Raw genomic sequence first — 25,660 nt, forward strand, 5'->3', positions numbered from 1 at the left:
GCCAAGCTGAACCCCACCCGACGAAGGAGCGACCGTGATCTGGCCCACCGCCGAACTGCACATCCACATCGAGGGGACCGTCGAGTCGCCCTTCCTCGTTGCCGCGGCCCGCCGCAACGGGATCGCCCTGCCGACCTACGACCCGGCCGAGCTGTCGGCGCGCTACGTCTTCGCCGACCTGCAGTCGTTCCTCGACGTGCACTACTCCAACCTCACCGTGCTGCGCACCGAGCGCGATTTCCACGACCTCGCCCTCGGCTACCTCGAACGGTCCGCCGCGGGAGGCGTGCGCCGCGCCGAGTTCTTCTTCGACCCGCAGACCCACATCAACAACGGCGTCGATCTCGCCGTCGTCTTCGCCGGGCTGACCTCCGCCGTGCAGGAGGCCCGCGAGACGGTCGGCATTTCCGCCGACATCCTGTTGTCGTTCCTCCGAGATCTGGGCCCGGATGCCGCGGAGGAGACTTTCCGGGCGGCGCTGCCCTTCCGCGACCAGTTCATCGGCGTGGCACTCGACTCGACCGAGATCGGATACCCGCCGTCGCTGTTCGAGAAGGTCTACGCGATGGCGGCCGCCGAGGGACTGCACCGGGTCGCGCACGCCGGCGAGGAGGGCGGTCCCGAGTACGTCTGGGAGGCCCTCGACCTGCTCGGCGTCGAACGCGTCGACCACGGCAACCGCGCGCTGGAGGATCCGGCACTGGTCGAGCGCCTGCGCGCGGAGCGGATCCCGCTCACCGTCTGCCCGCTGTCCAATGTCGCGCTGCGCACCGCACCGCCCGCGCTGAAAGACCACCCGCTGCGCCGCATGCTCGACGAGGGGCTGCTCGTCACGATCTCGAGCGACGACCCCGCGTACTTCGGCGGCTACGTCGACGACAATTTCGCGGCGATCGAGCGGGAGATGGGCCTGACCTCCGTCGAACTGGCGACGCTCGCGGCGAACTCGTTCGTGGCCTCGTTCATCTCCGACGAGCAGCGCGCCGGCTACCTCGCCGAGGTCGCCGAAACGCTCACGGTCGCCGAGTCGCTCGCGTCGACCCGGGCTCTGGGGGAGTAACCGCCAGTCTCGCGAGCCGCTCCCTAGCGGCCGACTCGGAGGTGGACCGGGATCCGAGAACCCGTCCCACCAGTCCGAGGACGATCCCGGTGGCCCACACCACGGGCAGCCGCGAACGACGCAGGCCCAGCAGGTCGCGATACTCGTCGGGGATCGACGCCACGGCGCCCGCGAACAACACCCGGTAGGCGGGCATCATGCCGCGCCGTAGAGGCGGATTGCGGATGAACCGCACCGCCTCGGCGACCCGTTCGTCGCTCTTCAGCGTCCCCGCATCGCCGAATGCCCGGAGCCGGCCGCGGAGCTCGGCCTCCGACCTCGGCGGGTCGTCGACGCCCACGAGCTCGCCGGCCGTCGCCCATTCGCGCACGTATGCGTCGGCACCGCCCGGGATGCCGCCTCCCCACAGCTCGTGGCAGGAGAGGAACGCGTCGGTGAAGACGACGTGCACCCACGACAGCAGTTCGGGATCGCCGGCCGCGTACGGCCGCTCCACGCCGTCCGCGTCCCGATAGCGGCCGACGACGCGTTCGTGGAACCTGCCCACCCGCGCCGACTCGGCGCGCGCGACGGCGGTGTCGGCGAAGGTCACCGTGACGAGCCACTGGATGGTGCCCGACAGGCGTCCGAGCGGGTCGTCCCGGTAGCGCGACCAGTCGTGCACGCCGGCCATCGCGCCCGGGTGGAGCGTCTGCATCAGCAGGGCGCGGATGCCGGCGACGAGCGTCGGAATCCCGCCGTGCACCGCCCAGGCCGCCGATCCGGGGCCGAAGAACCCCGCGTCGTCGCCCTCCGCGATTCTCGCGACCCACGCCGGTTTCCCGTCGCTCTCGCCGGAAAAGGTGGTGAGCAGGTGCGACCGCCAGGTGTCGACGGTGCGGCTCATCGGCGAGTGATCACGCGTAGTCGGCGCCCGGGCGACCCGCCTCGCGGTACTCGTGCAGGCCCTCGTCTTCGCCGTCCTCGACGAGTTCCCAGACGACCTCCTCGCCCTCGAAGTCCCCGCTGCCGGCGCGCACGAAGCTCTTCTGCGGCAGCCCCTGGATCAGGTCGAGCTCGACCGTCTCCGTTCCGTCGTCGCCGATGAGGTGTGCGGTGTAGGTCGAATCGCTCATGGCGCGACCCTACGTCGACGGGCCGGATGACGCCAGCCGTTGCCGAAGCGACTCACACGTGCTCGCCGAGCAGGCGGTCGATCTCGCGCCGGTCCTTCTTCGTCGGTCGGCCGGCACCCCGGTCGCGCACCGCGGTCAGCACGCGCTCCTCCTTGGGCGGCGGCGGGGGAGTCAGATCCTCGAAGCACTCCGCCGCGACGGCCGCGCTCACCCGCTTCACGATCAGACGCCGCACGACGAGCGTGCGTTCGCCCTCGCCGGTGCGCACGCGCACCTCGTCGCCGATGCGCACCGACTGCGCGGCCTTCGCGCGCTCGTCGTTCACCGTCACGTGGCCGGCCTTGCTCGCCGCCGTCGCCGCGGACCGGGTCTTGAGCACGCGCACGGCCCAGATCCAGCTGTCGACCCGCACCGAGGTCGGCGGGACGAACGGCGGCTTCGGCTGGGTGCTCACCGGCGTCGTTCCGCCGCTTCGCGGGCCTTGCGCGCCTTGCGGGCGGCCTCCTCGACGGCAGCGACCTCGGGGGTGGGCGCCGAACCGCCGAGGCGGGCGGGCTGCCACCAGGCTCCGGTGCCGTCGACGGGGTAGTCGGCCTGCAGGGCGCCGACCAGGGTCTGCAGCGACCGCTGCAGGCCGAGGGTGACGTCGGCCGCGTCATCCTCGGGGCTCGGTGTAAAGGGTGTGCCGACGGCGAACCGTACGGGCACGCCGAATTTCTCCCGCAGGGACGAGCCGGCCGATTTGGTCTTCAGACGGTGTCCGCCCCAGACGGCGACGGGGATGACGGGTACGCCGGCCTCCGCGGCCATGCGGACGGCACCCGACTTGAGCTCGCGCACCTCGAACGACGCGCTCACGCCGCCCTCGGGGAACACGCCGAGCACCTCGCCGTCGCGCAGCGCCTGCACGGCCGCGCGGTAGGCGTCGGCGCCGGCCGTCATGTCGACGGAGATGTGGTGCATCCCGCGCAGCACGAACCCGACGCCGGGCTTGTCGAACGCGCCCTTCTGGGCGAGGAAGCGGATGTGGCGGCGGTTGGCCTTCCACATCATCCACTCGACGAGGGCGAAGTCCAGGTAGCCGAAGTGGGTGATGGCGAGCACGGCGCCACCCTGGGCGGGGAAGTTCTCCGCGCCGGTGATCGCGGGCTTGACCCGGAGTGCGCCGAACAGGGCCCGCCCCACGCCGATCGCCGTGCTGTAGATGGGTTCCGCGCCGCGCCTCGTCATGGGTTCAGAATACGGGGACTTCGGGCGGGCAGGCTGGGCATCCGCCTGTCCGTGTTCCGCGCGGGGATGCGATACTTAGGTAATGCTTACTTCGACCGCCGACGAGACCGCGGCTTCCGACCCCGTCTCGCCCGCCGCGCGGCAGCCCCGCCCCGCCTACCGTCCGTTCCGGGCGTCGGTCGTGGCGGTGCGCGAGCTCAGCCCGCATTTCACCCGCGTCACGTTCACGGGGCCCGACTTCGCGACCTTCGGCACGGCCGGTCTCGACCAGCGCATCAACCTGATTTTCCCGCTGCCCGGTGTCGGCATCAGCGACTGCGGCTGGGATGACGCGGAGACGCTGGTCGACGGAGCCTGGTACGCGCGCTGGCGGGCCCTGCCGAACGAGCTGCGCAACCCGCTGCGCGTCTACACGGTGCGCGCCATCCGCCCGCAGAGTCTCGAACTCGACGTCGACTTCGTGGTGCACGGCGACGGACCGGCGGCGCGCTGGCTCGCCGTGGCGGCGCCCGGCGACGAGATCGTCGTCATCGGGCCGGACGCGGTCAGCCCGCCGTCGACGGCCGGGATCGACTTCCACCCCGGCGACGCGCACTCGCTCCTGCTCGTCGGCGACGCGACGGCGGCGCCCGCGATCGCCGCGATCCTCGAGTCTCTGCCCGCCGACCGGGTCGCCCACGCGATCATCGAGGTGCCGGAGGCCGAGGACGCGCTCGACCTCGTCCACTCCGCGGCGGCGACGGTGCGCTGGATCCCGCGCGACGGCGGAGCGCCCGGCTCGCGGCTGCTGCCCGCGGTACGCGCGTGGGTGGCGGACCGTCACGACATCGTGGATACGACGCTCGCGTCATCCGCCCAGTTCGTGGCCGAGCCCACGGGGCCGGACGATCTGGTCTGGGACGTCCCGGAAGCGCCGACGGGGGCCGGGCTCTACGCCTGGATCGCGGGGGAAGCCGAGGCCATCACCGGCATCCGCCGTTACCTCGTGCGCGAGGTCGGCATCGACCGCGGCCAGATCGCCTTCATGGGCTACTGGCGCAACGGCCGCACGACCGTCTGAGGCCGAGATCGTCGGATCTAGCCGGCGACGGCGAGATCCGACTTCCACCGCACCAGGGAGCGCACGGTGTCGTCGGGATCCTCGGCGAGACGTTCCATCACGTCGGCGGGCACGAAGAAGTTGACCGCGAGCCAGCCGCGTACCGTCTCCGACTCGTCGTCGGCGAGGGAGCGCAGGATGTCGCAGGGGACGGCCTCATTGCGGGCGAGACACGCGCGCACGCTCACCTCGGGATCGTGGGCCAGAGTCTCGAACAGGTCCTCCGGCGCATGGTAGCTGCTGGCGACGCTCTCCCGGATCTTCGGGTTGGTATGGGTCGCGAGCAACCGCAGCCGCGCGATCTTCGACTCGGTCACCGCGGGGGCGTGGTGGAGTGCCGCTGCCTCTTCGGGGGTGAGCATCACTGGTGCGTGGTCGCGCATCGCCTGTCGCTGGGCCGGGGTGTTGAAGCGGATGCAAGACATGCTCCTACGCTACCGGCCGCCCGCCGAGGCATCGCGGAAACGCTGGCGGCGTTTCGGCCACGTCGACCGCGGCCGGGGCGGTGCCACTCGCTAGAATCTGGCTCGTGAGCACCGACGGGCCGGCCATCAGCAACCGGGTCATCACCGTGCCCAACCTGCTCAGCTTCCTTCGCCTCGCGCTCGTGCCCGTGTTCCTCGTGCTGATCCTGCGCGGCGAGGACGCGCTCGCGTTGCTCGTGCTGGTGATCTCGAGCGTCACCGACTTCCTCGACGGGCTCATCGCCCGGCGGTTCCACCAGATCACCCGGCTCGGCCAGCTGCTCGACCCGCTCGCCGACCGGCTGTTCATCTTCGCCGCGCTCATCGGGCTCGCCGTTCGCGGGGTGCTGCCGTGGTGGTTCCTCGCCGTCATCCTGGGCCGCGAGGTGCTGCTGCTCGTCATCGGCGTCGGGCTCGCGAACGTCGGGTACGGGCCGCTGCCCGTGCACCACCTCGGCAAGGTCGCCACGTTCTGCCTCTACTACGCCCTGCCGATCATCATGGTGGCGCAGGCCTTCCCGGCCACCGCGCCGGTGGCGGACCCGGTCGGCTGGGCGTTCGCGCTCTGGGGAGCGTTTCTGTACTGGTGGGCCGGTGTGCTCTACCTGCGTGAGGCCGTCCGCGTCGCGAAGCTCGGCTAGGAATGCAATTCTTTCGTCTCGCCGCCCCCGCGATTCGGATACGCTGGACAACCAGCGGTTAGTGAGACCTAGCCCGGCTGTGTAGCTAGCAGGAGGTTCGCGATGAATGAGTCCGAGATTCCGGATGAGCCCACCGAGTTTGAACCCCAGGAGACCCCCGACGTGCAAGAGGAAAAAGCCAACGTGCCCCAGGAAAACGACACGACGCTCACATTCGGCAGCGAATTCGGCGCCCAGCTTGCCGCACTCGAGGGGGAGGTCTCCGCTGAGGAGCAGGACGCGATCGCGGCCCTGCCGTCCGGTTCGGCCCTGCTGATCGTGCGCCGCGGTCCCACGGCGGGCGCGCGTTTCCTGCTCGACGCCGATGTCACCACGGCCGGCCGTCATCCCGAAGCCGACATCTTCCTCGACGACGTCACGGTCTCCCGTCGTCACGCCCAGTTCCTCCGTCACGGCACGAACTTCGAAGTGAAGGATCTCGGTTCTCTCAACGGCACGTACCTCAATGGCGAGCGCATCGCGTCGGAGCCGCTCGGCGACCGGTCCGAGGTGCAGGTCGGCAAGTTCCGCCTCACGTTCTACGCGTCTCGCCGCGACCTCGCGAACACGGCTGGCAAGTAGTGGTGCGAGCAACCGCCCAGGCCCGAGTGCCCGGGGCGAGTGGCCTGCTGAGCATCGGGCAGGTGCTGGCGAAACTCAATCCCGAGTTTCCCGAACTGAGCCCGTCGAAGCTGCGCTTTCTCGAAGAGCGCCAGCTGATCACCCCGTCGCGCACCGACTCGGGGTACCGCAAGTTCTCCGCGACCGACATGGACCGGCTGCGGTTCGTGCTGACGATGCAGCGCGACCATTACCTCCCGCTCAAGGTCATCCGCGGCTATCTCGACGACTTCGATGCCGGACGCCAGCCCGAACTCCCGGGCGGTGCGGTCCAGGCGCCGTCGATGCTGAGTTCCGAGCGCCGTCTCTCCCGTGACGAGCTGATCCGCGAGGCCGGCGCCAACGCCATGCTGCTGAACGACGCGGTCTCCGCCTCGCTCATCGTGCCGGCCGACCACTTCGGCGAAGACGTGCTCTCCGTGCTCAAGTCGCTCGTCGAGCTGCAGCGCTCCGGAATCGAGCCGCGGCACCTGCGCGGTTTCCGCGCGGCGGCCGAGCGCGAACTCGGTCTGATCGAGAACGCGCTGATGCCGGTCGCGCGCCGCAAGGACGCGTCCAGCCGCGCGAAAGCCGCGGAAATGGCGCGCGAAATCGCGAGCCAACTCGAAATTGTGCGGAGCAGTCTCATCCGCTCCGCCCTCACGCGCCTCGATTCGTAGTAGCGTCGGTAATCAACAGCGGCGACACGCCGAGCAGTTTTCTCGGATGTGCGGGCTGACCGACAGCTGTCTCGGTACCGTGGAGTTCGACAACATTAAGCGTCAACTTCACGATGAAGGTTAAGAGGAAAAAGCCATGAGTGAACTCAGCCGTAGCGAGGATTCCCGCTACGACCTCGGCCTCCTCTTTACCGACGGCATGCCCAACCACGACGACGACACGGGCTACCGCGGAGCGGTCGCCGCCCGCGCCGCCGGCATCAGTTACCGCCAGCTCGACTACTGGGCCCGCACCGAGCTCGTCCAGCCCACCGTGCGTGGTGCTGCGGGCAGCGGTTCGCAGCGTCTCTACGGCTTCCGCGACATCCTCGTCCTCAAACTCGTCAAGCGCCTGCTCGACACCGGCATCTCCCTCCAACAGATCCGCATCGCCGTCAACCAGCTGCGCGAGTCGGGCATCAACGACCTCGCCCAGACCACGCTGATGAGCGACGGCGCCAGCGTCTACCTCTGCACCAGCAACGACGAGGTCATCGACCTGGTCAGCCGCGGACAGGGCGTCTTCGGCATCGCCGTCGGCAAGGTGCTCCGCGAGGTGGAGACCAGCCTCATCGAGTTCGACTCCGTGCTCGGCGAAGACCCGGCCGACGAACTGGCCAAGCGCCGCGTCAGCAAGGCCTCCTAGCCTCACCGGCCGCCGGCCGCCGGTGGTCGGGTAAGGCCGTCTACGGTCTGTGTCGAAACCGTGCATGCGGCGGGTCGAGCCTGTCGAATCCCGCCACGCGGGTCGAGCCTGTCAAATCCAGCCAAGCGGGTCGAGCCCGTCGAAACCCCGCCACGCGGGTCGAGCCTGTCGAATCCCAGACCCCAACCGGCCCGGCAGATTTCGACAGGCTCACTCAGCGATGCTGGTCAGCGCTTCTCCGCGTAGTCGCCGATTCGCGCCGTGCGCATGATTCGGTCGAGCAACTGGTCGAAGTTGTGCGCCATCTCTTCGGCGCTCTCGCCCGGCCAGACGTGCAACGGCTTCGCCGCGCCCTGGGCCTGCTGCAGCGACGTGCGCTCCGGCAGCTGCGGGCTGAGGACGAGCGGCCCGAACATGTCGCGCAGCTCTTTGATGCGGAACTGGTGCTCCAGCGACTGGATGCGCACCCGGTTCACGATGATGCCGAGCGGCTGCAGGCGGGGGGAGAGGCCGCGGCGGATCTCTTCGATCGCGCGCAGCGCACGGTCGGCCGCGGCGACGGAGAACAGGCCGGGCTCGGTGACGACGGTCACGCGGTCGCTCGCGGCCCACGCCGTGCGGGTGAGCGCGTTCAACGAGGGGGCGCAGTCGATCAGTACGAGGTCGTAGTCGTTCTCGACGTTGGCGAGGGCCTCTTCGAGCTTCCAGATCTCGCGGATGCTCGGGTGCGGGCCGTCGAAGTTGATGGCGGAGGGCGAGCCGATGAGCACGTCGATCTTGCCGGGACGGCCGCGGGTCCAGCCGCTGGGGGCGATGGCCGCCCGGACGACCTTCTCCTTCGGCGACGCGAGGACGTCGGCGATGTTCAGGTGGCCGGTGACATCGATGTCCATGCCGGTCGAGACGTCGGCTTGTGGATCGAGGTCCACCACCAGCGTTCTCAGGCCTTTTGCGAAGGCGGCAGAGGCGAGCCCAAGAGTGACCGTGGTCTTGCCCACACCCCCCTTGAGGGAACTGACGCTGAGTACATGCACGAACAACGACAATACCTTCACTAGTCTGGATGAACCTAAACGTCGACGGTGTGCCGAGAGGGCTCAATTGTTCACAAAGATCCTGGTTGCCAATCGCGGCGAGATCGCGATCCGCGCTTTCCGCGCCGCCTACGAACTCGGAGCCAAGACCGTGGCGGTCTTCCCGTTCGAGGACCGCAACTCGATGCACCGGCTGAAGGCCGACGAGGCGTACCAGATCGGCGAGCCCGGCCACCCCGTGCGCGCCTACCTCGATGTCGACGAGATCATCCGCGTCGCGAAGGAGAGCGGCGCCGACGCGATCTACCCCGGATACGGCTTCCTGTCCGAGAATCCCGACCTCGCCCAGGCCGCGGCGGCCGCCGGAATCACCTTCATCGGCCCGCCGACGCGGGTGCTCGAGATGGCCGGCAACAAGGTCACCGCGAAGGAACACGCGATCGCCGCCGGCGTGCCCGTCCTCAAGTCGACCGCCGCGTCGAAGGACATCGAAGTGCTGCTCTCGCAGGCCGGGGAGATCGGCTTCCCGATCTTCGCGAAGGCCGTCGCGGGCGGCGGCGGCCGCGGAATGCGCCGCGTGAACACACAGCAAGAACTCAGGGGCGCGCTCGAGGAAGCGATGCGCGAGGCCGACAGCGCGTTCGGCGACGCGACGATGTTCCTCGAGCAGGCCGTCGTGCGCCCGCGGCACATCGAGGTGCAGATCCTCGCCGACGCCCACGGCGGCACCGTGCACCTCTTCGAGCGCGACTGCTCCGTGCAGCGCCGCCACCAGAAGGTCATCGAGGTGGCGCCCGCGCCCAACCTCGACGAGGCCATCCGCCAGGCCATGTACCGCGACGCCATCGCGTTCGCCAAGTCGATCGACTACGTCAACGCCGGCACCGTCGAGTTCCTGCTCGACACCGCGGGGGAGCGCGAGGGCCAGCACTTCTTCATCGAGATGAACCCGCGCATCCAGGTCGAGCACACCGTGACCGAGGAGGTCACCGACGTCGACCTCGTCTCGTCGCAGATGCGTATCGCCTACGGACAGTCGCTCGCCGAGCTCGGCCTCGAGCAGCAGGACATCCACCTGCGCGGCGCCGCGCTGCAGTGCCGCATCACCACGGAAGACCCGGCCGCCGGCTTCCGTCCCGACACCGGCAAGATCACCACCTACCGTTCGCCCGGCGGTGCCGGCATCCGCCTCGACGGCGGGACCGTGAGCGCCGGCGCGCAGATCTCGCCCCACTTCGACTCCATGCTGGTGAAGATGACCTGTCGCGGCCGCGACTTCGCCGCCGCAGTCACCCGGGCCCGCCGCGGTCTCGCCGAGTTCCGACTCCGCGGCGTCTCCACGAACATCCCGTTCCTGCAGGCCGTGCTCGACGACCCCGACTTCATCGCCGGCGACCTGAGCACCTCGTTCATCGAGGAACGCCCCCAGCTGCTCAATTCCCACCAGTCCAAGGACCGTGGCACGAAGATCCTCAACTGGCTCGCCGAGGTCACCGTCAACCAGCCCAACGGCGACGGTGGCGGCGTGATCAGCCCGCAACTCAAGCTGCCGGTCGTCGACCTCGACGCCCCCGCTCCGGACGGCTCCCGCCAGAAGCTCCGAGAGCTCGGCCCGGTCGGATTCGCGAGCGCCCTGCGCGCGCAGACCGCCCTCGCCGTCACCGACACCACTTTCCGCGACGCCCACCAGTCGCTGCTCGCCACCCGCGTGCGCACCCGCGACCTCGTCGCCGTGCTGCCGCACGTTGCCCTGATGACGCCCGAGCTGCTCTCGGTCGAAGCCTGGGGTGGCGCCACCTACGACGTCGCGCTGCGCTTCCTCGGCGAGGACCCCTGGGAACGCCTCGCCTCGATGCGCGACGCCCTGCCGAACGTCAACATCCAGATGCTGCTGCGGGGCCGCAATACGGTCGGCTACACGCCCTACCCGACGCAGGTGACCGACGCCTTCGTGCGCGAGGCCGCGGCCACCGGAGTCGACATCTTCCGCATCTTCGACGCTCTCAACGACGTCTCGCAGATGAAGCCGGCGATCGACTCGGTGCTCGAGACGGGTACCTCGCTCGCCGAGGTCGCCGTCTGCTACACGGGCGACCTGCTCGACCCCGCCGAGAAGCTCTACACGCTCGACTACTACCTGCGCCTGGCCGAGCAGATCGTCGACGCCGGCGCCCACGTGCTGGCGATCAAGGACATGGCGGGCGTGATGCGCGCGAGCGCCGCGGAGAAGCTCGTCACGGCCCTGCGTGAGCGGTTCGACCTGCCGGTGCACGTGCACACGCACGACACCGCGGGCGGGCAGCTGGCGACCCTCCTGGCCGCGGCCCGCGCGGGCGCCGACGCGGTCGACGTGGCCAGTGCCCCGATGGCCGGTACCACCAGCCAGCCCTCGGCCTCCGCCCTCGTCGCCGCGCTCGCCCACACCGACCGCGACACCGGACTCTCGCTGCGCGCCGTGAGCGACCTCGAGCCGTACTGGGAGGCCGTGCGCCACGTGTACAAGCCGTTCGAGTCGGGTCTCGCCGGCCCCACCGGACGCGTCTACAAGCACGAGATCCCCGGCGGCCAACTGTCGAACCTGCGCCAGCAGGCCATCGCCCTCGGCCTCGGCGACCACTTCGAAAAGATCGAAGACCTCTACGCCGCCGCCAACGAGATGCTCGGCCGCCCGCCCAAGGTCACCCCGTCGTCGAAGGTCGTCGGCGACCTGGCGCTGGCCCTCGCCGCGGCGGACGCCGACCCGGCCGACTTCGAGCAGAACCCCTCCAGATACGACATCCCCGACTCGGTCATCGGCTTTATGGCCGGCGAACTCGGCGAGCTGCCGGGCGGCTGGCCCGAACCGTTCCGCAGCAAGGTGCTCGCCGGGCGCACGGTGAAGATCGGCGTCGAAGACGTCGGCGCCGAGGACCGGGCCGCGCTCGAGGGGACCCCGGCCGAGCGCCGTACGGCACTCAACCGCCTGCTCTTCGCCGGTCCGGCGAAGACCTTCCAGTCGGTGCGCGACAACTACGGCGACCTCTCCGTGCTCGACACCACCGACTACCTCTACGGCCTGCACCAGGGCGCGGAACACGTGGTCGAGATCGACAAGGGCGTCAGCCTCTACGTCGGCCTCGAGGCCATCGGCGACGCCGACGAGAAGGGCATCCGCACCGTGATGGCCACGCTCAACGGACAACTGCGCCCGGTTTTCGTCCGCGACACCAGCATCACGGTCGTGTCCGCGACGGCCGAGAAGGCGGATGCCGCACTCCCGGGCCACATCGCCGCGCCCTTCTCGGGCGTGGTGACCGTGCAGGTCGAGGTGGGCGACACGGTCGCCGCCGGCCAGAGCGTGGCGTCCATCGAGGCCATGAAGATGGAGGCCGCGATCACGACATCGGTCGCCGGAACGGTGTCCCGTCTCGCCATCCCGAAGACCCAACAGGTCGACGCCGGGGACCTCCTCGTGGAGATCACCCCCGCCAAATAGGGGCACGGGGGAGGGCCGGGGCGGCTCTGGCAGTAAACTGAGGGTTGTACTGCACCGAAAGGGAATGCCGCCGTGGCTATTAGACGCAAGAGGGAAGACGGGTCGATCCAGGTTCTCGACGACGAGACCGCCGACTCACCCCTGACTGACCCGACCCACGGGACCGAGAATACCGAGACGGATGCCGCCGCCGACGACGGCGGCGATTACCACGGGGAGCTCGCACACGACCCCGGCGCCGACCTGGCCACGGCCCTCCCCGAGAGCCTGACGATCAACGTCGACCTGCCCGCGACGGTGCACTCCGTGCCCGAGCACGAGGTCGCCGTCGCCATCGACGAGAACACCGTCAACCCCGGTGAGGTCGTGCTCAGTGCCGACCCGTCGACCACGACGATCTCCGTGATCGCCGACGACGTGGCCATCCATCCGGAGGAGCCCGTCGTCGAGGAGAAGGTCATCCCCGAACTCCCCGAGCGCGCGTTCAGCCGCCGCGACCGCCTGCGCGGCGCGGTCTCCGACCAGCCGGAGACCGCCGCCATGCTGACGGCCGACCGGCTGATGGAGACCAAGGGCAAGCGCCGTCACGCGCCCGAGGGCGGCTGGCCGTCGTTCGTCTACGCGATCACGCTCCACATGGTCAACCTCGGCGACTCCCAGAAGGTGCGCGACCGCAAGGCCGTCGACGCCCGCATCGACCGTCAGTTCGAGGGCTCCGCCCGCTTCGTCCCCGTGCTCACACGCAAGGGCGGCGTCGGCAAGACCACGATCACCACGATCATGGGCATGGCCTTCGCCGACGTGCGCGAGGACCGCATCGTCGCCATCGACGCGAACCCCGACCGCGGCACCCTCGCCGAACGCATCAACAAGCAGACGCGCGCCACGGTGCGCGACGTCGTCACCAGGGCGCCATCCATCAACGGCTTCACCGACTTCTCGACCCTGGTGTCGCGCGACGAGACCCGTCTCGACGTCCTCGCCTCGGACACCGACCCGCTGCTCTCCGAGGCCTTCGACGAGAACGACTACAACGTCGTCGCCGATCTCACCGAGCGCTACTACTCGCTCGTGCTCACCGACTGCGGCACGGGAATCGTGCACTCGGTCATGCGGGCGACTCTGCAGCGCGCCGACTCGATCGTCATCGTCTCCGGCGGAAGCGTCGACGAGGCGCGACTCGCCTCCGAGACCCTGACCTGGCTCGAGGCCAACGGCTACGGCGACCTCGTGCGCAACGCCGTCGTCGCCCTGAACACGGCGACGCAGGGCACGAACCTGATCAAGCTCGAGGAGATCGAGGCGCACTTCCGGTCGCGCGTGCGCGAGATCGTGCGGATCCCGTACGACCCGCAGCTCGCCGCCGGCTCGGTCGTGAACTACCGCGAACTGCGTCCGATCACGCGCGACGCCGCCCGCGAACTCGCCGCCCTCGTCGCCGACGGCCTGCCCGTCCGCCGGGTCGTCTGACCGCTGTGAGTGTCCGACAGATCCGCCTCTTCGGCGACCCCGTTCTGCGCTCGAAATGCGACCCGATCGTGCCGGGCGACCCGAAAGCCGCGGCCCTCATCGCCGACCTCATCGAGACGGTCGAGGTGCCCGGCCGGGCCGGCGTCGCCGCCAACCAGATCGGTGTGGGCCAGCGCGCCTTCAGCTACAACGTCGACGGCGTCGTGGGCTACATCATCAACCCGGTGCTCGCCGAGGTCTCGGGCGAGCCCGAGCTCGTCGACGAGGGATGCCTCTCCGTGCCGGGCTTCTACTTCCCGCGTATGCGCTACCCGTACGCCCGCGTCACCGGCATCGACCTCGACGGCAACCCCGTCGAGCTCGCCGGCGACGGGCTGATGGCGCAGGCGCTGCAGCACGAGACCGACCACCTCGACGGCCACCTCTTCATCGAGGGGCTCGAGCCGACGGCGAAGCGGGACGCGATGCGTCTGATCCGCCAGTCGGAGTGGTGGGCGTAGGTCCCGCAGCGGGTTGAGCCTGTCGAAACCCTAGGGATGTCGACAGGCTCGACCCGCCCGCGTGGGCTACTTGAGGCTCACACCCATTGTCGACGGTGCGTCGTTGTAGATGCCCTCGACCTCTCGGGCGAAGTCCTCCATGATCAGCGCGCGCTTGATGCTGAGCTTCGGCGTGAGGTGTCCACTGGCCTCGGTGAGCTCCTGCTCCAGGATCTGGAACTTGCGGATCGACTCGGCCCGCGACACCAGCGCGTTCGCCGCGTCGATGGCCCGCTGCACCTCGGCGACGACCGCCGGGTTCGTCGAGGCCTGCGCGAGTGTCAGCGTCGCGTCCTGTCCGTTGTTCTTCAGCCAGGTCGGCAGCATCTCCGCGTCCAGCGTGATCAGGGCCGCGATGAACGGCTTCTTGTCGCCGACGACGATGACCTGGCCGACGAGCGGGTTGGCGCGGATCGGGTCTTCGAGAGCGGCCGGCGCGACGTTCTTGCCGCCGGCGGTCACGATGATCTCTTTCTTCCGGCCGGTGATCGTCAGGTAGCCGTCGCTGTCGAGCGCGCCGATGTCGCCGGTTTTGAACCACTCGCCGTCCATGACCTCGGCGGTCGCCTCGGGGTTGTTCCAGTAGCCGCCGAAGACGTTGACGCCCTTGATCGAGATCTCGCCGTCGTCGCCGATGCGCAGGCCGACGCCCGGCAGCGCCGGTCCGGTCGTGCCGATCTTGAACTTGTCGGGCAGGTTCACCGTGGCGGGGGCGGTCGACTCGGTCAGGCCGTAGCCCTCGAGGATGCGCAGGTCGAGGCTGCGGAAGAAGTGTCCGAGCCGCGGGCCGAGCGGCGCAGAACCGGAGACCGCGAACTTGACCCGGCCGCCGAGTGCCGCGCGGATCTTGCTGAGCACCAGCCGGTCGTAGAGGGCGAACTGCAGGCGCAGCCCGAGCGGCACGACGCCCTCGTCCAGGGCCTTGGAGTGCGCGATCGCGACATCCGCCGCCTTGCGGAAGATCTTTCCCTTTCCGCCGCCCTCGGCCTTCTGCTCGGAGGAGTTGTAGACCTTCTCGAACACGCGCGGCACCGCGAGTAAGAAGGTGGGACGGAACGACGCCATCGACGGCAGAAGGAGCTTGGTGTCGGGCTGGTGGCCCACCTTGACGCCGGCGTGGATCGACAGCACGGAGATGAAGCGGGCGAAGATGTGCGCCGTGGTGATGAACAGCAGGGTCGACGAGCCCGGAGCCAGCACCTCGTGCATCACGACCGCGGCGTTGCGGGTGAGTTCGACGAAGTTCGAGTGCGTGAGGATGACGCCCTTCGGACGCCCGGTCGAGCCGGAGGTGTAGATCAGGGTCGCGACATCCGACCCGACGGCGATCGAGCGACGACGCTCGATCTCGGCGTCCGAGACTCCGGTGCCGGCCGCTGCGAGCTTGTCGAGGTCGCCGAGGTTGACCTGCCAGACCTTCTCGACCGCGGGGGTGTCGCCGCGGATCTCGTCGAACTTCGCGAAGTGGTCGGCCGACTCGACGATGATCGACGTCGCGCCCGAGTCGGTGAGGTTCCACTGCAGCTGCGTGGGGGAGGAGGTCTCGTAGATCGGCACCATGATCGCGCCGGCGAACCAGAGGCCGAAGTCGACGAGCGTCCACTCGTAGCGGGTCTTGCACATGAACCCGACCTTGTCTCCGGGCTCGATGCCGTTCGCGACGAATCCCTTGGCTAGCGCTACCACCTGAGCGAGGAACTCGGCGGACGTGACGTCGGACCAGCCGCCGTCGGCGGTGGGCAGGGCGAAGAGCGGATCGTTCGGCGTGGCCTTGACCCGCGCGACGAGCAGGTCGGTCGCGTTGGCGTCGGGGTCCGGCTCCACAACGGGAGGGACGAAGTATTCGGTCACGGTAACTCCTTTGGCACCGGGGCGGTCAATTCACCTCACTCTAACCGGGATTTCCGGGTATCGCCCCGGACACCCCCGCAGTGGGGTGGCTCGCACGCCCTCGTGGCCCTAACTAGACTCATCCCTTGTGCATGCCATCGGAATAGACATCGGCGGAACCAAGATCGCGGGAGCGCTCGTCAGCGAATCGGGCGAGATCCTCGCCGAGGACCGCGAACCCACCCCCGCCGGTTCGCCCACGGACATCGTCGAGCTCGTCGTCGGAATGATCGACCGCCTGTCGGCCGGACAGCAGGTCGTCGCCGCCGGAGTCGCCGCCGCGGGCTTCGTCGACGCGGCCCAGTCCACCGTCTACTACGCCCCGAACATCAACTGGCGCAACGAGCAGCTGCAGCGTCACATCTCCGACCGCGTCAGCCTGCCGATCACGATCGACAACGACGCCAACGCCGCGGGCTGGGCGGAATACCGCTTCGGAGCCGGCCGCGACCTCACCGACATGACGATGCTCACCATCGGCACGGGAGTCGGCGGCGCGATCGTCACCGGCGGCGCACTCTTCCGCGGCGGCTTCGGCGCCGGGGCCGAGCTCGGCCACCTCCGCGTCGTGCCCGACGGCCTGCCCTGCGGGTGCGGCGCGCGCGGCTGCATCGAGCAGTACGGCTCGGGACGTGCCCTGCTGCGCATGGCCAATGAGATCGCGGATGTCGGCGGCATCGGCCTCGCCCTCGCCGAGGCCCGCGCGGCCAACGGCGTGCTCACCGGACCCATCGTCGCGGCCCACATCGCCTCCGGCGACGCCGGCGCCGTGCACGCGCTGCAGGAGCTCGGCCGCTGGCTCGGGCAGGCCTGCGCTTCCCTCAGCGCCGTGCTCGATCCCCAGGCCTTCGTCTTCGGCGGCGGTGTCGCCATCGCCGGCGATCTGCTCCTCGATCCGATCCGCGAGGCCTACCTCACGCACCTCCCGGCGCGGGGATACCACCCCGAGCCGGCCTTCCTCGTCGCCGAGCTGCAGAACGACGCGGGGGTGGTCGGTGCCGCCGACCTCGCGCGCATCCACGCGGCCGGGCGTTAGAGTGACTGTCTAAGCGGAGGCAGATACCGATGTTCTACTGGTTCATGAAGAACCTCGTTGCGGGCCCGATCCTCAAGACGGTCTTCCGTCCCTGGGTGACAGGACTCGACAATATCCCCAAGACCGGCGGCGTCATCCTGGCGAGCAACCACCTCTCGTTCATCGACTCGGTGTTCCTGCCGCTCGTGATCGACCGCCGAATCTTCTTCCTCGCGAAGAGCGACTACTTCCGCGGCAAGGGCCTCAAGGGCTGGGCCACCAAGGCGTTTATGAACGGCACCGGCATGCTGCCGATCGACCGTTCCGGCGGCAAGGCGTCCGAGGCCAGCCTCAACACCGGCCTGCGCGTCCTGCACGAGGGCGAGGTGCTCGGCATCTACCCCGAGGGAACCCGCAGCCCCGACGGCAAGATGTACCGCGGCCGCACCGGTGTCGCCCGCATGATCCTCGAGGGCAACGTGCCCGTCGTGCCCGTCGCCATGATCGACACCGAGAAGGTCATGCCGATCGGCACCCGCATCCCCAAGGTGCAGCGCCTCGGCGTCGTCATCGGCGAGCCGCTCGACTTCAGCCGCTTCAAGGGCCTCGAGAGCGACCGGTTCATCCTGCGCTCGATCACCGACGAGATCATGTACGAGCTGAACCGCCTCAGCGGCCAGGAGTACGTCGACGTCTATGCCACCAGCGTCAAGGACAAGATCGCCGCCAAGGCCGTCAAAGCCCGCTGACCGGCCCTCGCCGTCACAATCCGTCGCGAGCCGATAAGCTCGTACGTCGGGCCAGTGCGCCCGTTCCGACCGACCAAAACCAAAGGAAGTACCGTGGTAGACCCGTCAGAGCAAGTCGTTCTCGCCGATCCAGCAGTGATCGCCGGGCTCGACTATTGGCGTGAACTGCCGATCAAGCAGCAGCCAGCATGGCCGGATGCCGCGGCCGTCGCCGAGGCGTCGAAGCAGATCGCGAGCTTCCCGCCCCTCGTCTTCGCGGGCGAGGTCGACGACCTGCGCGACAAGCTCGCGCGTGCCGCCGCCGGCCAGGCGTTCCTGCTGCAGGGCGGCGACTGCGCCGAGACCTTCGCCGGAGCCACCGCCGAGCAGATCAAGAACCGCGTCAAGACGATCCTGCAGATGGCCGTCGTGCTGACCTACGGTGCCTCCATGCCCATCGTCAAGATGGGCCGCATGGCCGGACAGTTCGCGAAGCCCCGCTCCAACGACTTCGAGACGCGCGGCGACGTGACCCTGCCCGCCTACCGCGGCGACATCGTCAACGGGTACGACTTCACCCCCGAGTCGCGCCAGCCCGACCCCCAGCGCCTCGTGCAGGGGTACCACACGGCCGTCTCCACCCTCAACCTCGTGCGCGCCTTCACGCAGGGCGGCTTCGCCGACCTCCGCGAGGTGCACAGCTGGAACAAGGGCTTCGCCCGCAATCCCGCGAACAAGCGCTACGAACTGCTCGCCCGCGACATCGACCGCGCCATCAAGTTCATGGAGGCGGCGGGAGCCGACTTCGACGAGCTGAAGCGCGTCGACTTCTACGCGAGCCACGAGGGCCTGCTCATGGACTACGAGCGCCCGATGACCCGCATCGACTCTCGCACCGGCACGCCGTACAACACGAGCGCGCACTTCCTCTGGGTGGGCGAGCGCACGCGCGACCTCGACGGAGCACACATCGACTACATGTCGCGGGTGCGCAACCCGATCGGCGTCAAGCTCGGCCCGTCGACGACCGCCGACGACATGCTGCGCCTCATCGACAAGCTCGACCCCGAACGCGAGCCCGGACGACTGACGTTCATCACCCGCATGGGCGCCGGCAAGATCCGCGACGCCCTGCCGCCCCTGCTCGAGGCGATCAAGGGCCACGACGCCACGCCGCTCTGGGTCTCCGACCCGATGCACGGCAACGGTCTCACCACGTCGACCGGCTACAAGACCCGTCGCTTCGACGACGTGGTCGACGAGGTCAAGGGCTTCTTCGAGGCGCACCGCGCGGTCGGAACCCATCCGGGCGGAATCCACATCGAGCTCACCGGCGACGACGTCACCGAGTGCCTCGGCGGATCGGAGCACATCGACGAGGCCGACCTCGCGACGCGCTACGAGTCGCTGTGCGACCCGCGCCTCAACCACATGCAGTCGCTCGAGCTGGCGTTCCTGGTGGCGGAGGAACTCGCCTCGGTGAACTAGCAGCAGCTCGAACGACGAAGGGCGGTCCGCATCGGCGGGCCGCCCTTCGTCATCTCTAACTGTCAGTCAGAGATGACGAGCCGGAGACTGAGAGTCACTGTCGAACCCTTGGGGACCTCGACCCCTATAGCTGGATTCGTTCCGATCACTTCCGCGTTTGGGTACGGGTCGAAGGTGTCTCGATAAGTAACGACAAGCCCGAGAGCCTGAAGTTTCGATATCGCCACGTCTCGACGATCACCCTCGACATCAGGGATCACAACCGGCTCGGGCCCCTTCGAGACGATCAGGTTCACGCCGTCGGTCGGCGCTACCGAGCCGTCGGGTGTCGCCGTCTCCATGCGGATGACGTTGCCGTCGGGGATGTCGGTGTTGAACTCGCGCTCGGCGACGGGGTTGCCGGTGACGTCGACCGCGGCGAGGGCCGACACGGCCTGGTCCACGGGCAGGTTCACCACGGTGGGCAGGGTGCCCGCCGAGAGCAGGAACGTGATCGGGCGCTGGTCGTAGTACTGGTCGCCGGTCGCGAGGGTGATCCGAGAACCGTCGTCGGCGACGCCGAAGACGGTGATGACCGTGCCCTCGGGCGCGTCGAAGAACCGTCGCTCGCTGTCGGTGGGCACGAAGCCCGTCTCCTCGGCGAGGGTCTTCGCGTCGTCCTCGGAGAGTCCGCCGAACTCGGGGACCGCGATCGGCTGCGGGCCCTGGGAGATCTTGAGAGACACGACCGTGTCGCGCGCGACGACCGAACCCGCGGAGGGGTCGGTCTCGGCGACGGCACCGAGGGGGATCGTGGGGGAGAAGACCTGCTCCTCCGCGACCTCGGACGTGAGGCCCGCCTCCGCGATCGCGGCGGCCGCGGCATCCGGGGTCTGGCCTATGACGGACTCGGTGGGGATCTCGACCTGCGAGCCCGGGCCGAGGAACCACCCGGCACCGCCGGCGGCGCCGGCCAGCACGATGAACAGGACGATCCACCACCAGGCCCGCGAGTGCCGCTTGTTGGCCTGCCGGGTGAGCGCGGCGGTCGCGTCGGAGAGCGGAGGGGCGGCGGCCGCGGGCTGCGCGGACCGGATGACGGTGGTCTGGTCCCCGGTTCCCGAGAGAGCGAGGGCCGCGGGCATCACCGTGGTGCGTTGTTGGATGACGGCGGTGGCACCCGTCGGCAGCGCCGTGCGCAGCTGGGACTGGGTCTCGACGACCTGCTCGAGCATGACCCGCGCGTCGCGCGGACGCTCGTTGGGCTCGCGCGCCGTCGCCCAGAGCACGAGCTCGTCGAGCTCGGCGGGCACGTTGGGGTTCTTGGTGCTCGGCGTCGGCACCGAGTCGTTGGCGTGCTGGTACGCGATCTGCATCGGCTGCTCGCCCCGGAACGGCTGCTCGCCGGCCAGCATCTCGTACATCATGATGCCCGCGGCGTAGATGTCGCTGCGGGCGTCCGCGATGCCGCGCGTGACCAGCTCGGGGGAGAGGTAGGCGATCGTGCCGAGCAGCGCGGCGCCGGTGGCGGTGTTGGCGCTCACCGCGCGGGCGAGGCCGAAGTCGCTGATCTTGATGCGTCCGTCGTCGGCGAGCAGCACGTTCTCGGGCTTGAGGTCGCGGTGCACGATGCCCGACTTGTGGGCGGCCGCGAGGCCGGAGAGCACGGCCTCGAGGATGTCGAGGGTCTGCTCGGGCGTGAGGATCTTGTGTTCGGTGAGGAGGTCGCGCAGCGTGATGCCGGAGAGGTACTCCATCACGAGGTAGGCGACGTCGCTGTCCTGGCCCTGGTCGAAGACGTTGACGACGTTGGGGTGGGCGAGGCGCGCGGCGCTTCGCGCCTCCTGGATGAATCGCTCTTTGAACTGGCTGTCGTCGGCGAGGTGGCCGTGCATGATCTTGATGGCGACGCGGCGCTCGAGGCGGAGGTCGGTCGCAAGGTAGACCGTGGCCATTCCGCCCCGGGCGATGCGCGACTTGACCTGATATCGGCCGTCGATGAGACGGCCGATCATCGGGTCAGTGGTGTTAGTAGTCACCGGGCTATTCTAAAGTTCGCGGGGCGCTGGGCCCGGTTGAACACGGCTCGCTCGGCCAAAACTCTGGCCCGGTCGCGCGCACGTGGCTCTTAGCCGAGGTCGGAGAGCCAGAAGCGGGCCGACTTCTCCCACTTGGCGTAGGCGTCGGGGTAGGCGGAGATCTGCACGCGCTGCGCGGCCTGCGTCACGGTCAGCGACTCCCAGCCCGAGATGTCGAGCAGGCCGGCGGTGATGCCCTTGTTCGGGTTGCTCGCGCCGCCGAAGAACAGGCGTGCGGAGTAGGTGGGATCCGTCAGCTGCGCGACGGTGCCCCAGCCCTGGCTCGGGCGTTGCTGGAACAGGCCGACCGAGTCGCGGTCGCCGTAGTCGATGTTGCGCAGGCTGGATTCCTGCATTGCGGCGGCGAGGGCGACGACGAGGCCGTAATCGCTCACACCGAGCTGGCGGCCGACGGAGACGATGGTGCGCGCGTTGGCTTCCATCTCGTCGGTGAGCAGGGTGATCGCCTCGCCGCTCGAGCTCGTCGCCACGGTGGTGCCCTTGATGGTGAGGGTGGCGCCGGCGTAGATGGTGGTCGACAGCGAGATCGAGTTGGCGCTGAGGATCGAGTCGACGGTCACGCCGTACTTCGACGCGATGCCCGAGAGGGTGTCGCCGGAGACGATCGTGTGCACGGTCGAGCTGCCCGGGGCGACCGGGGTGGCGGCGACGGGTGCTGCCACGACCGGCGCGCTGACGACCGGGGCGCTGACCACGGGGGCCGCGACGACGGGGGCGGCGACCGGGGCCGCTGCCGGGGCGACGGCGGTGACGCCGGGGATGGCGAGCGACTGGCCGGGGTAGATGATGCTCGACCAGCCGAGGCCGTTCGCCGTGAGGATGGCCTGGGTGGTGACGCCGTAACGGCCGGCGATGCCGCTGATGGTGTCGCCGCTGACGATCGTGTAGCGGCCGCCGGCGGCGGGAGTGGTCGATGCGACCGGGGTGGCCGCGATGGGCGTCGCGGCGACGGCGCCGTTGACGAGCTTGAGCACCTGCCCGGGGAAGATGGTCGACTTCCAGCCGAGGCCGTTCAGCGCGAGCACCGAAGCGGTGGAGAGGCCGTAGCGGCCGGCGATGCCGCTGACCGTGTCGCCCGAGACGACCTGGTAGGTGGTGGGGGCCGCGGCGGTGGTGATCTCGCCCTCGGAGACGCTGTCGTCGGCGGACTCGACGCCGGCGTCGTTCACGGTGGTGTCTTCGACCTCGTCCGACTTGTCGCCCACGGGCGACTTGGCCTCGATGCGGTCGATCGGTGCCGTGAGATTGAGGGAGACGGCCAGCGAGCCGACCAGGATGATCGGCATCGTCGCGAACATCGTCTTGCTGAGTTTGCTCACATCGCGAGACGGTCGCTCGCCGCGGGCGAACGCGGATGGAGTCGGAACAAGGCCGGAGAGAACAGTTCCCTCGGTCGTGTGTGCGTCGTGCTCGAATGTGAATGTCATAGGTTCCCCGTCTTGCTCCCGGCCAGGATTGCGCCACAGTCGTGGCGCAGACACTCAAAACTGACACAGTTGCGTATGAGAGTCAATCAATGTTGCTGATGTTGTTTCGGTTAACCTGCGCGAAACATTTCCGAATGGCGCACGTCAATGCCTGCCAATTCGGGTGTCCCGTGGCACGCTTGAGAGGTGACTGATACCCCCGATGCCACGTGGCTGACCGTTCCAGACCTGACTGAGCTCCTCTCCCTCAAGGTGAGCCAGGTGCGCCGTCTGATCGAAGACCGCGCCCTCCTCGCCCGCAAGATCGACGGCGTGTGGAAGGTGCCCGCCGCCTTCATCGTCGACGGCGAGCCGATGAGCGAGCTCCGCGGAACCCTCATCGTGCTCGGCGACAGCGGATTCACCGACGACGAGGCCATGGACTGGCTGCTGAACCCCGAAGACAGCCTCGGCACCAGCCCGATCGCCGCGCTGCAGGCCGGCCGCAAGGCCGAGGTGCGCCGCGTCGCCCAGGCTCTCGGCTAACCGCAGACAGATTCAGCGAACGCCCGCGCCCTATATAAGAGGCGCGGGCGTTCGGCATTCACGCGCTACGCAGTACGCCGGATGACGGTGTCGGCGAGTTGCAGCAACTGGGTGCGGGACGACGCGCTCAGCGGCGCATCGACGATCGCAGTCTTGGCCCGGCCGACGTTGTGGGCGATGATCCGTTCCACCCGGTCGATCGCGCCGCTCTCGCGCAGCACGTTCTGCAGCACCTCGACCTGTTGCGCGTCGAGTTCCGGGTCGCCGAGCAGCTCGTCGAGCAGCGAGCGCGCGTTGCCGGGAAGCAGAGGTCGGGCGAGGGCGATGAGCACGGTGCGCTTGCCCTCGCGCAGGTCGTCGCCGGCCGGCTTGCCGGTGACGGCGGGATCGCCGAACACCCCGAGCAGGTCGTCGCGCAGTTGGTAGGCGACGCCGAGGGGCAGGCCGAACTCGCGCAGGGCGGCCGACTGCTCCGACGTACCCCCGCCCAGGGCCGCGCCGATGGCGAGGGGCGCTTCGACGCTGTACTTCGCCGACTTGTAGACGATCACGCGGTGGGCGCGGGGGAGAAGCTCGCTCTCGGGGTGAATACGCCAGGCGTTCTCCTCGACGATGTCGAGGTACTGCCCGACTGTCACCTCGGCGCGCATCCGGTTGAACTCCTTGCGTCCGGCCGCGGCCGCCGCGGGATCGGCCAGCGCCCGCAGGCCCTCGTCGAAGAGCTCGTCGCTCCAGCCCAGCAGGAGGTCTCCGAGGAGGAGGCCGGCGGATCCGCCGAACGCCGTGGCGTCGTTGGTCCAGCCGCTCTCGCGGTGCAGTGTTTCGAACCGGCGGTGCGCGGCCGGCCGGCCGCGACGGGTATCGGACTTGTCCATGATGTCGTCGTGCACGAGCGCGGCGGCGTGGAACAGTTCCAGCGCGGCGGCCGCGGAGACGACACCGGGCAGATCGAGCGCCGCGCTGTCCTCAGCGACGTCGAAGCCGACTCCCGGCGAGCTCACGGATTGCCAGCCCCAGTAGCAGAAGAGCGCCCGGAAGCGCTTCCCTCCACTCAGGACCTCACGGGAATACCCCACGAAATCGCCGATCTCGTCGGAGATTGCCGACAGTTGCGGTGAACGTTCCTCCAGAAATTGGTCGATGCGTTCTTGAACAAGGTCAACTAACCGCGTACTCTCAGCCACACTCATAGCCTAGCGAGCCGCGCGAGGCGTATTATCGACAGCATCGCGTCGAACATAATCCGAGCCGGAGGGGATCAGGATGCCACTTTCCGAGCAGGAGCAACGTCTCCTGGAAGAGATGGAGCGGGGTCTGTATCAAAACGACGCCGATTTCGTCGCCACCGTCGGCCAGCGCCGCGGTAAGCCGAACTACACGATCGTCGTGGTCGGCGTCCTTCTGGGAATCCTGGGTATCGCCACTCTGCTCGTCGGCGTCGTGATCCAACAGCCGCTCGTCGGCATCCTCGGCTTCGTCATCATGTTCGGCGGCGTTCTGCTCGCCATCGCGCCGCCCCGTCGGGCCGAGGCGCCGATCGACCCGACCCGCTCGAACAAGCCGGGCAAGGCGAAGTCCGGCGGATTTATGGACGGACTCAACGACCGCTGGGACAAGCGCCAAGACGAGCGCGGACGCTAGGCCCACTCCCGCGTTCTTCCCGCTTTAGCCTCAAATCAGGACCGACCTTCGGGTCGGTCCTTTTTTTGTGCCCTTTTTCGGCCGGGAAACGGCATTTCTGCTCCATTTCCCTCCACCGCGGCATCCCGCATAAATACTGGAAAGTTTTGAGATTGGTGCCGCAATTGCCATCGATTTCGTAGGTTTGTGGAGCGTTGTGGAGTAAAGTGGAGGTAATCCACCGGCCGGGGGAGTGAGAGGAGTGTTCCGTGTTTCTTGGCACGCACGCTCCCAAGCTCGACGACAAGGGCCGGGTGATTCTTCCCGCGAAGTTCCGGGACGAGCTTTCGGGCGGTCTGGTGATCACCCGCGGGCAGGAACGCTGCCTCTACGTGTTCACCGAGCGCGAGTTCGAGAACCTGCACGAGAAGATCCGGCAGGCCCCGGTCACGAGCAAGCAAGCGCGTGACTTCCTGCGAGTGTTTCTCTCCGGTGCGAGCCAGGAGCGGCCCGACAGCCAGCACCGCGTCACCATCCCGGCGTCGCTGCGTGAATACGCCAACCTCGGCCGCGACCTCACGGTCATCGGAGTCGGCTCACGTGCCGAGATCTGGGACACCGAGGCCTGGAACGACAACTACGAAAAGACCGAAGCAGAGTTCTCCAACACCGACGAGGAGGTGATCCCCGGACTCTTCTAGCTCCCTGGCGCTGACTCCCAGCCGATCAAGCCCTGACTTTCTTCCCCGATGTCAGGT

Annotated in this window: 25 protein-coding genes; 15 read left to right on the forward strand and 10 right to left on the reverse strand. The window is 68.7% G+C overall.

Annotation, left to right across the window (positions count from 1 at the left end; all coding sequences use genetic code 11):
• The first annotated feature begins 34 nt into the window (after positions 1-34).
• Positions 35-1,060 (forward strand): adenosine deaminase, encoded by a 1,026-nt coding sequence (locus tag HD599_RS06230; protein WP_184234779.1) that lies wholly within the window; start codon positions 35-37, stop codon positions 1,058-1,060.
• Here the strand turns inward: HD599_RS06230 and HD599_RS06235 are convergent.
• The 4 genes from HD599_RS06235 to HD599_RS06250 are packed head-to-tail and all read right to left on the reverse strand — an operon-like array spanning position 1,014 to position 3,405.
• Positions 1,014-1,946 (reverse strand): oxygenase MpaB family protein, encoded by a 933-nt coding sequence (locus HD599_RS06235; RefSeq protein WP_184234782.1) that lies wholly within the window; start codon positions 1,944-1,946, stop codon positions 1,014-1,016. The two genes, HD599_RS06230 and HD599_RS06235, sit on opposite strands and share 47 nt — an antisense overlap.
• A gap of 10 nt (positions 1,947-1,956) precedes the next feature.
• A complete protein-coding gene (locus HD599_RS06240; RefSeq protein ID WP_184234785.1) occupies positions 1,957-2,175 on the reverse strand; it encodes a hypothetical protein in 219 nt (72 codons plus the stop codon).
• Positions 2,176-2,227: 52 nt separating this feature from the next.
• Complete coding sequence (locus HD599_RS06245) at positions 2,228-2,629, reverse strand: S4 domain-containing protein (protein ID WP_184234788.1); 402 nt, start codon at positions 2,627-2,629, stop codon at positions 2,228-2,230.
• A complete protein-coding gene (locus HD599_RS06250) occupies positions 2,626-3,405 on the reverse strand; it encodes a lysophospholipid acyltransferase family protein (protein ID WP_184234791.1) in 780 nt (259 codons plus the stop codon). The genes HD599_RS06245 and HD599_RS06250 overlap by 4 nt, the downstream gene beginning before the upstream one ends.
• 82 nt (positions 3,406-3,487) lie before the next feature.
• On the opposite strand from HD599_RS06250, the gene HD599_RS06255 reads away from it, so the two are divergent.
• Positions 3,488-4,465, forward strand: coding sequence for a siderophore-interacting protein (locus HD599_RS06255; protein WP_184234793.1), 978 nt, complete (start codon positions 3,488-3,490; stop codon positions 4,463-4,465).
• Between the two features lie 17 nt (positions 4,466-4,482).
• On the opposite strand, the gene HD599_RS06260 is transcribed toward HD599_RS06255, so the two are convergent.
• A complete protein-coding gene (locus HD599_RS06260) occupies positions 4,483-4,929 on the reverse strand; it encodes a hypothetical protein (RefSeq protein WP_184234796.1) in 447 nt (148 codons plus the stop codon).
• A 104-nt stretch (positions 4,930-5,033) separates the two neighbouring features.
• Here HD599_RS06260 and HD599_RS06265 point away from each other — a divergent pair, with 104 nt between their 5' ends.
• The 4 genes from HD599_RS06265 to HD599_RS06280 all read left to right on the forward strand — a co-directional run bounded on the left by HD599_RS06265 (position 5,034) and on the right by HD599_RS06280 (position 7,613).
• Positions 5,034-5,609, forward strand: coding sequence for a CDP-alcohol phosphatidyltransferase family protein (locus tag HD599_RS06265; protein ID WP_184234799.1), 576 nt, complete (start codon positions 5,034-5,036; stop codon positions 5,607-5,609).
• Positions 5,610-5,711: 102 nt separating this feature from the next.
• On the forward strand, positions 5,712-6,230 hold the full coding sequence (locus HD599_RS06270) for an FHA domain-containing protein (protein ID WP_184234802.1): 519 nt from the start codon (positions 5,712-5,714) through the stop codon (positions 6,228-6,230).
• A complete protein-coding gene (gene ftsR, locus HD599_RS06275) occupies positions 6,230-6,928 on the forward strand; it encodes a transcriptional regulator FtsR (RefSeq protein WP_184234805.1) in 699 nt (232 codons plus the stop codon). Before HD599_RS06270 ends, ftsR begins: the two co-directional genes overlap by 1 nt.
• A gap of 136 nt (positions 6,929-7,064) precedes the next feature.
• Positions 7,065-7,613 carry a MerR family transcriptional regulator gene (locus tag HD599_RS06280; protein ID WP_184234808.1) on the forward strand — a complete coding sequence of 183 codons (549 nt, stop codon included), beginning with the start codon at positions 7,065-7,067 and terminating at the stop codon, positions 7,611-7,613.
• Between the two features lie 227 nt (positions 7,614-7,840).
• Here the strand turns inward: HD599_RS06280 and HD599_RS06285 are convergent, their stop codons facing one another.
• Positions 7,841-8,647 carry an AAA family ATPase gene (locus HD599_RS06285; RefSeq protein WP_184234811.1) on the reverse strand — a complete coding sequence of 269 codons (807 nt, stop codon included), beginning with the start codon at positions 8,645-8,647 and terminating at the stop codon, positions 7,841-7,843.
• 67 nt (positions 8,648-8,714) lie between these two features.
• Between HD599_RS06285 and HD599_RS06290 the strand changes: the two genes are divergently transcribed.
• From HD599_RS06290 to HD599_RS06300, 3 genes are all read left to right on the forward strand, one after another.
• Positions 8,715-12,122 carry a pyruvate carboxylase gene (locus HD599_RS06290; RefSeq protein ID WP_184234814.1) on the forward strand — a complete coding sequence of 1,136 codons (3,408 nt, stop codon included), beginning with the start codon at positions 8,715-8,717 and terminating at the stop codon, positions 12,120-12,122.
• Between the two features lie 72 nt (positions 12,123-12,194).
• Entirely contained in the window at positions 12,195-13,592 is a 1,398-nt protein-coding gene (locus tag HD599_RS06295; protein ID WP_343061920.1) for a MinD/ParA family ATP-binding protein, read from the forward strand.
• Positions 13,593-13,597: 5 nt separating this feature from the next.
• Entirely contained in the window at positions 13,598-14,092 is a 495-nt protein-coding gene (locus tag HD599_RS06300; protein WP_184234817.1) for a peptide deformylase, read from the forward strand.
• A gap of 66 nt (positions 14,093-14,158) precedes the next feature.
• Here the strand turns inward: HD599_RS06300 and HD599_RS06305 are convergent, their stop codons facing one another.
• Positions 14,159-15,982, reverse strand: a complete 1,824-nt coding sequence (locus HD599_RS06305; RefSeq protein WP_184234820.1) for an AMP-binding protein — start codon at positions 15,980-15,982, stop codon at positions 14,159-14,161.
• Positions 15,983-16,109: 127 nt separating this feature from the next.
• Between HD599_RS06305 and HD599_RS06310 the strand changes: the two genes are divergently transcribed.
• The 3 genes from HD599_RS06310 to HD599_RS06320 all read left to right on the forward strand — a co-directional run bounded on the left by HD599_RS06310 (position 16,110) and on the right by HD599_RS06320 (position 19,252).
• Positions 16,110-17,057 carry an ROK family glucokinase gene (locus HD599_RS06310; protein WP_184234823.1) on the forward strand — a complete coding sequence of 316 codons (948 nt, stop codon included), beginning with the start codon at positions 16,110-16,112 and terminating at the stop codon, positions 17,055-17,057.
• A 29-nt stretch (positions 17,058-17,086) separates the two neighbouring features.
• The gene (locus tag HD599_RS06315) at positions 17,087-17,785 is read left to right on the forward strand and encodes a lysophospholipid acyltransferase family protein (RefSeq protein ID WP_184234827.1); all 699 of its coding nucleotides are present in this window, start codon (positions 17,087-17,089) and stop codon (positions 17,783-17,785) included.
• Between the two features lie 93 nt (positions 17,786-17,878).
• Positions 17,879-19,252: a class II 3-deoxy-7-phosphoheptulonate synthase gene (locus tag HD599_RS06320; protein ID WP_343061921.1), complete on the forward strand. Its 1,374-nt coding sequence runs from the start codon at positions 17,879-17,881 to the stop codon at positions 19,250-19,252.
• A gap of 62 nt (positions 19,253-19,314) precedes the next feature.
• Here HD599_RS06320 and pknB read toward each other — a convergent pair whose 3' ends face one another.
• Positions 19,315-21,270: a Stk1 family PASTA domain-containing Ser/Thr kinase gene (gene pknB, locus HD599_RS06325; RefSeq protein WP_184234829.1), complete on the reverse strand. Its 1,956-nt coding sequence runs from the start codon at positions 21,268-21,270 to the stop codon at positions 19,315-19,317.
• 89 nt (positions 21,271-21,359) lie between these two features.
• Positions 21,360-22,649 (reverse strand): LysM peptidoglycan-binding domain-containing protein, encoded by a 1,290-nt coding sequence (locus HD599_RS06330; RefSeq protein ID WP_343061922.1) that lies wholly within the window; start codon positions 22,647-22,649, stop codon positions 21,360-21,362.
• 294 nt (positions 22,650-22,943) lie between these two features.
• Here HD599_RS06330 and HD599_RS06335 point away from each other — a divergent pair, with 294 nt between their 5' ends.
• Positions 22,944-23,282: an Rv2175c family DNA-binding protein gene (locus tag HD599_RS06335; RefSeq protein ID WP_184234832.1), complete on the forward strand. Its 339-nt coding sequence runs from the start codon at positions 22,944-22,946 to the stop codon at positions 23,280-23,282.
• Between the two features lie 65 nt (positions 23,283-23,347).
• On the opposite strand, the gene HD599_RS06340 is transcribed toward HD599_RS06335, so the two are convergent.
• The gene (locus tag HD599_RS06340; RefSeq protein ID WP_184234835.1) at positions 23,348-24,466 is read right to left on the reverse strand and encodes a polyprenyl synthetase family protein; all 1,119 of its coding nucleotides are present in this window, start codon (positions 24,464-24,466) and stop codon (positions 23,348-23,350) included.
• Positions 24,467-24,545: 79 nt separating this feature from the next.
• On the opposite strand from HD599_RS06340, the gene HD599_RS06345 reads away from it, so the two are divergent.
• Entirely contained in the window at positions 24,546-24,923 is a 378-nt protein-coding gene (locus tag HD599_RS06345; protein ID WP_184234837.1) for a DUF3040 domain-containing protein, read from the forward strand.
• Between the two features lie 248 nt (positions 24,924-25,171).
• Positions 25,172-25,603: a division/cell wall cluster transcriptional repressor MraZ gene (gene mraZ / locus HD599_RS06350; RefSeq protein WP_184234840.1), complete on the forward strand. Its 432-nt coding sequence runs from the start codon at positions 25,172-25,174 to the stop codon at positions 25,601-25,603.
• The last annotated feature ends 57 nt before the right edge of the window (positions 25,604-25,660 follow it).

The sequence above is a fragment of the Conyzicola lurida genome, from assembly GCF_014204935.1.
Classification (GTDB): domain Bacteria; phylum Actinomycetota; class Actinomycetes; order Actinomycetales; family Microbacteriaceae; genus Conyzicola; species Conyzicola lurida.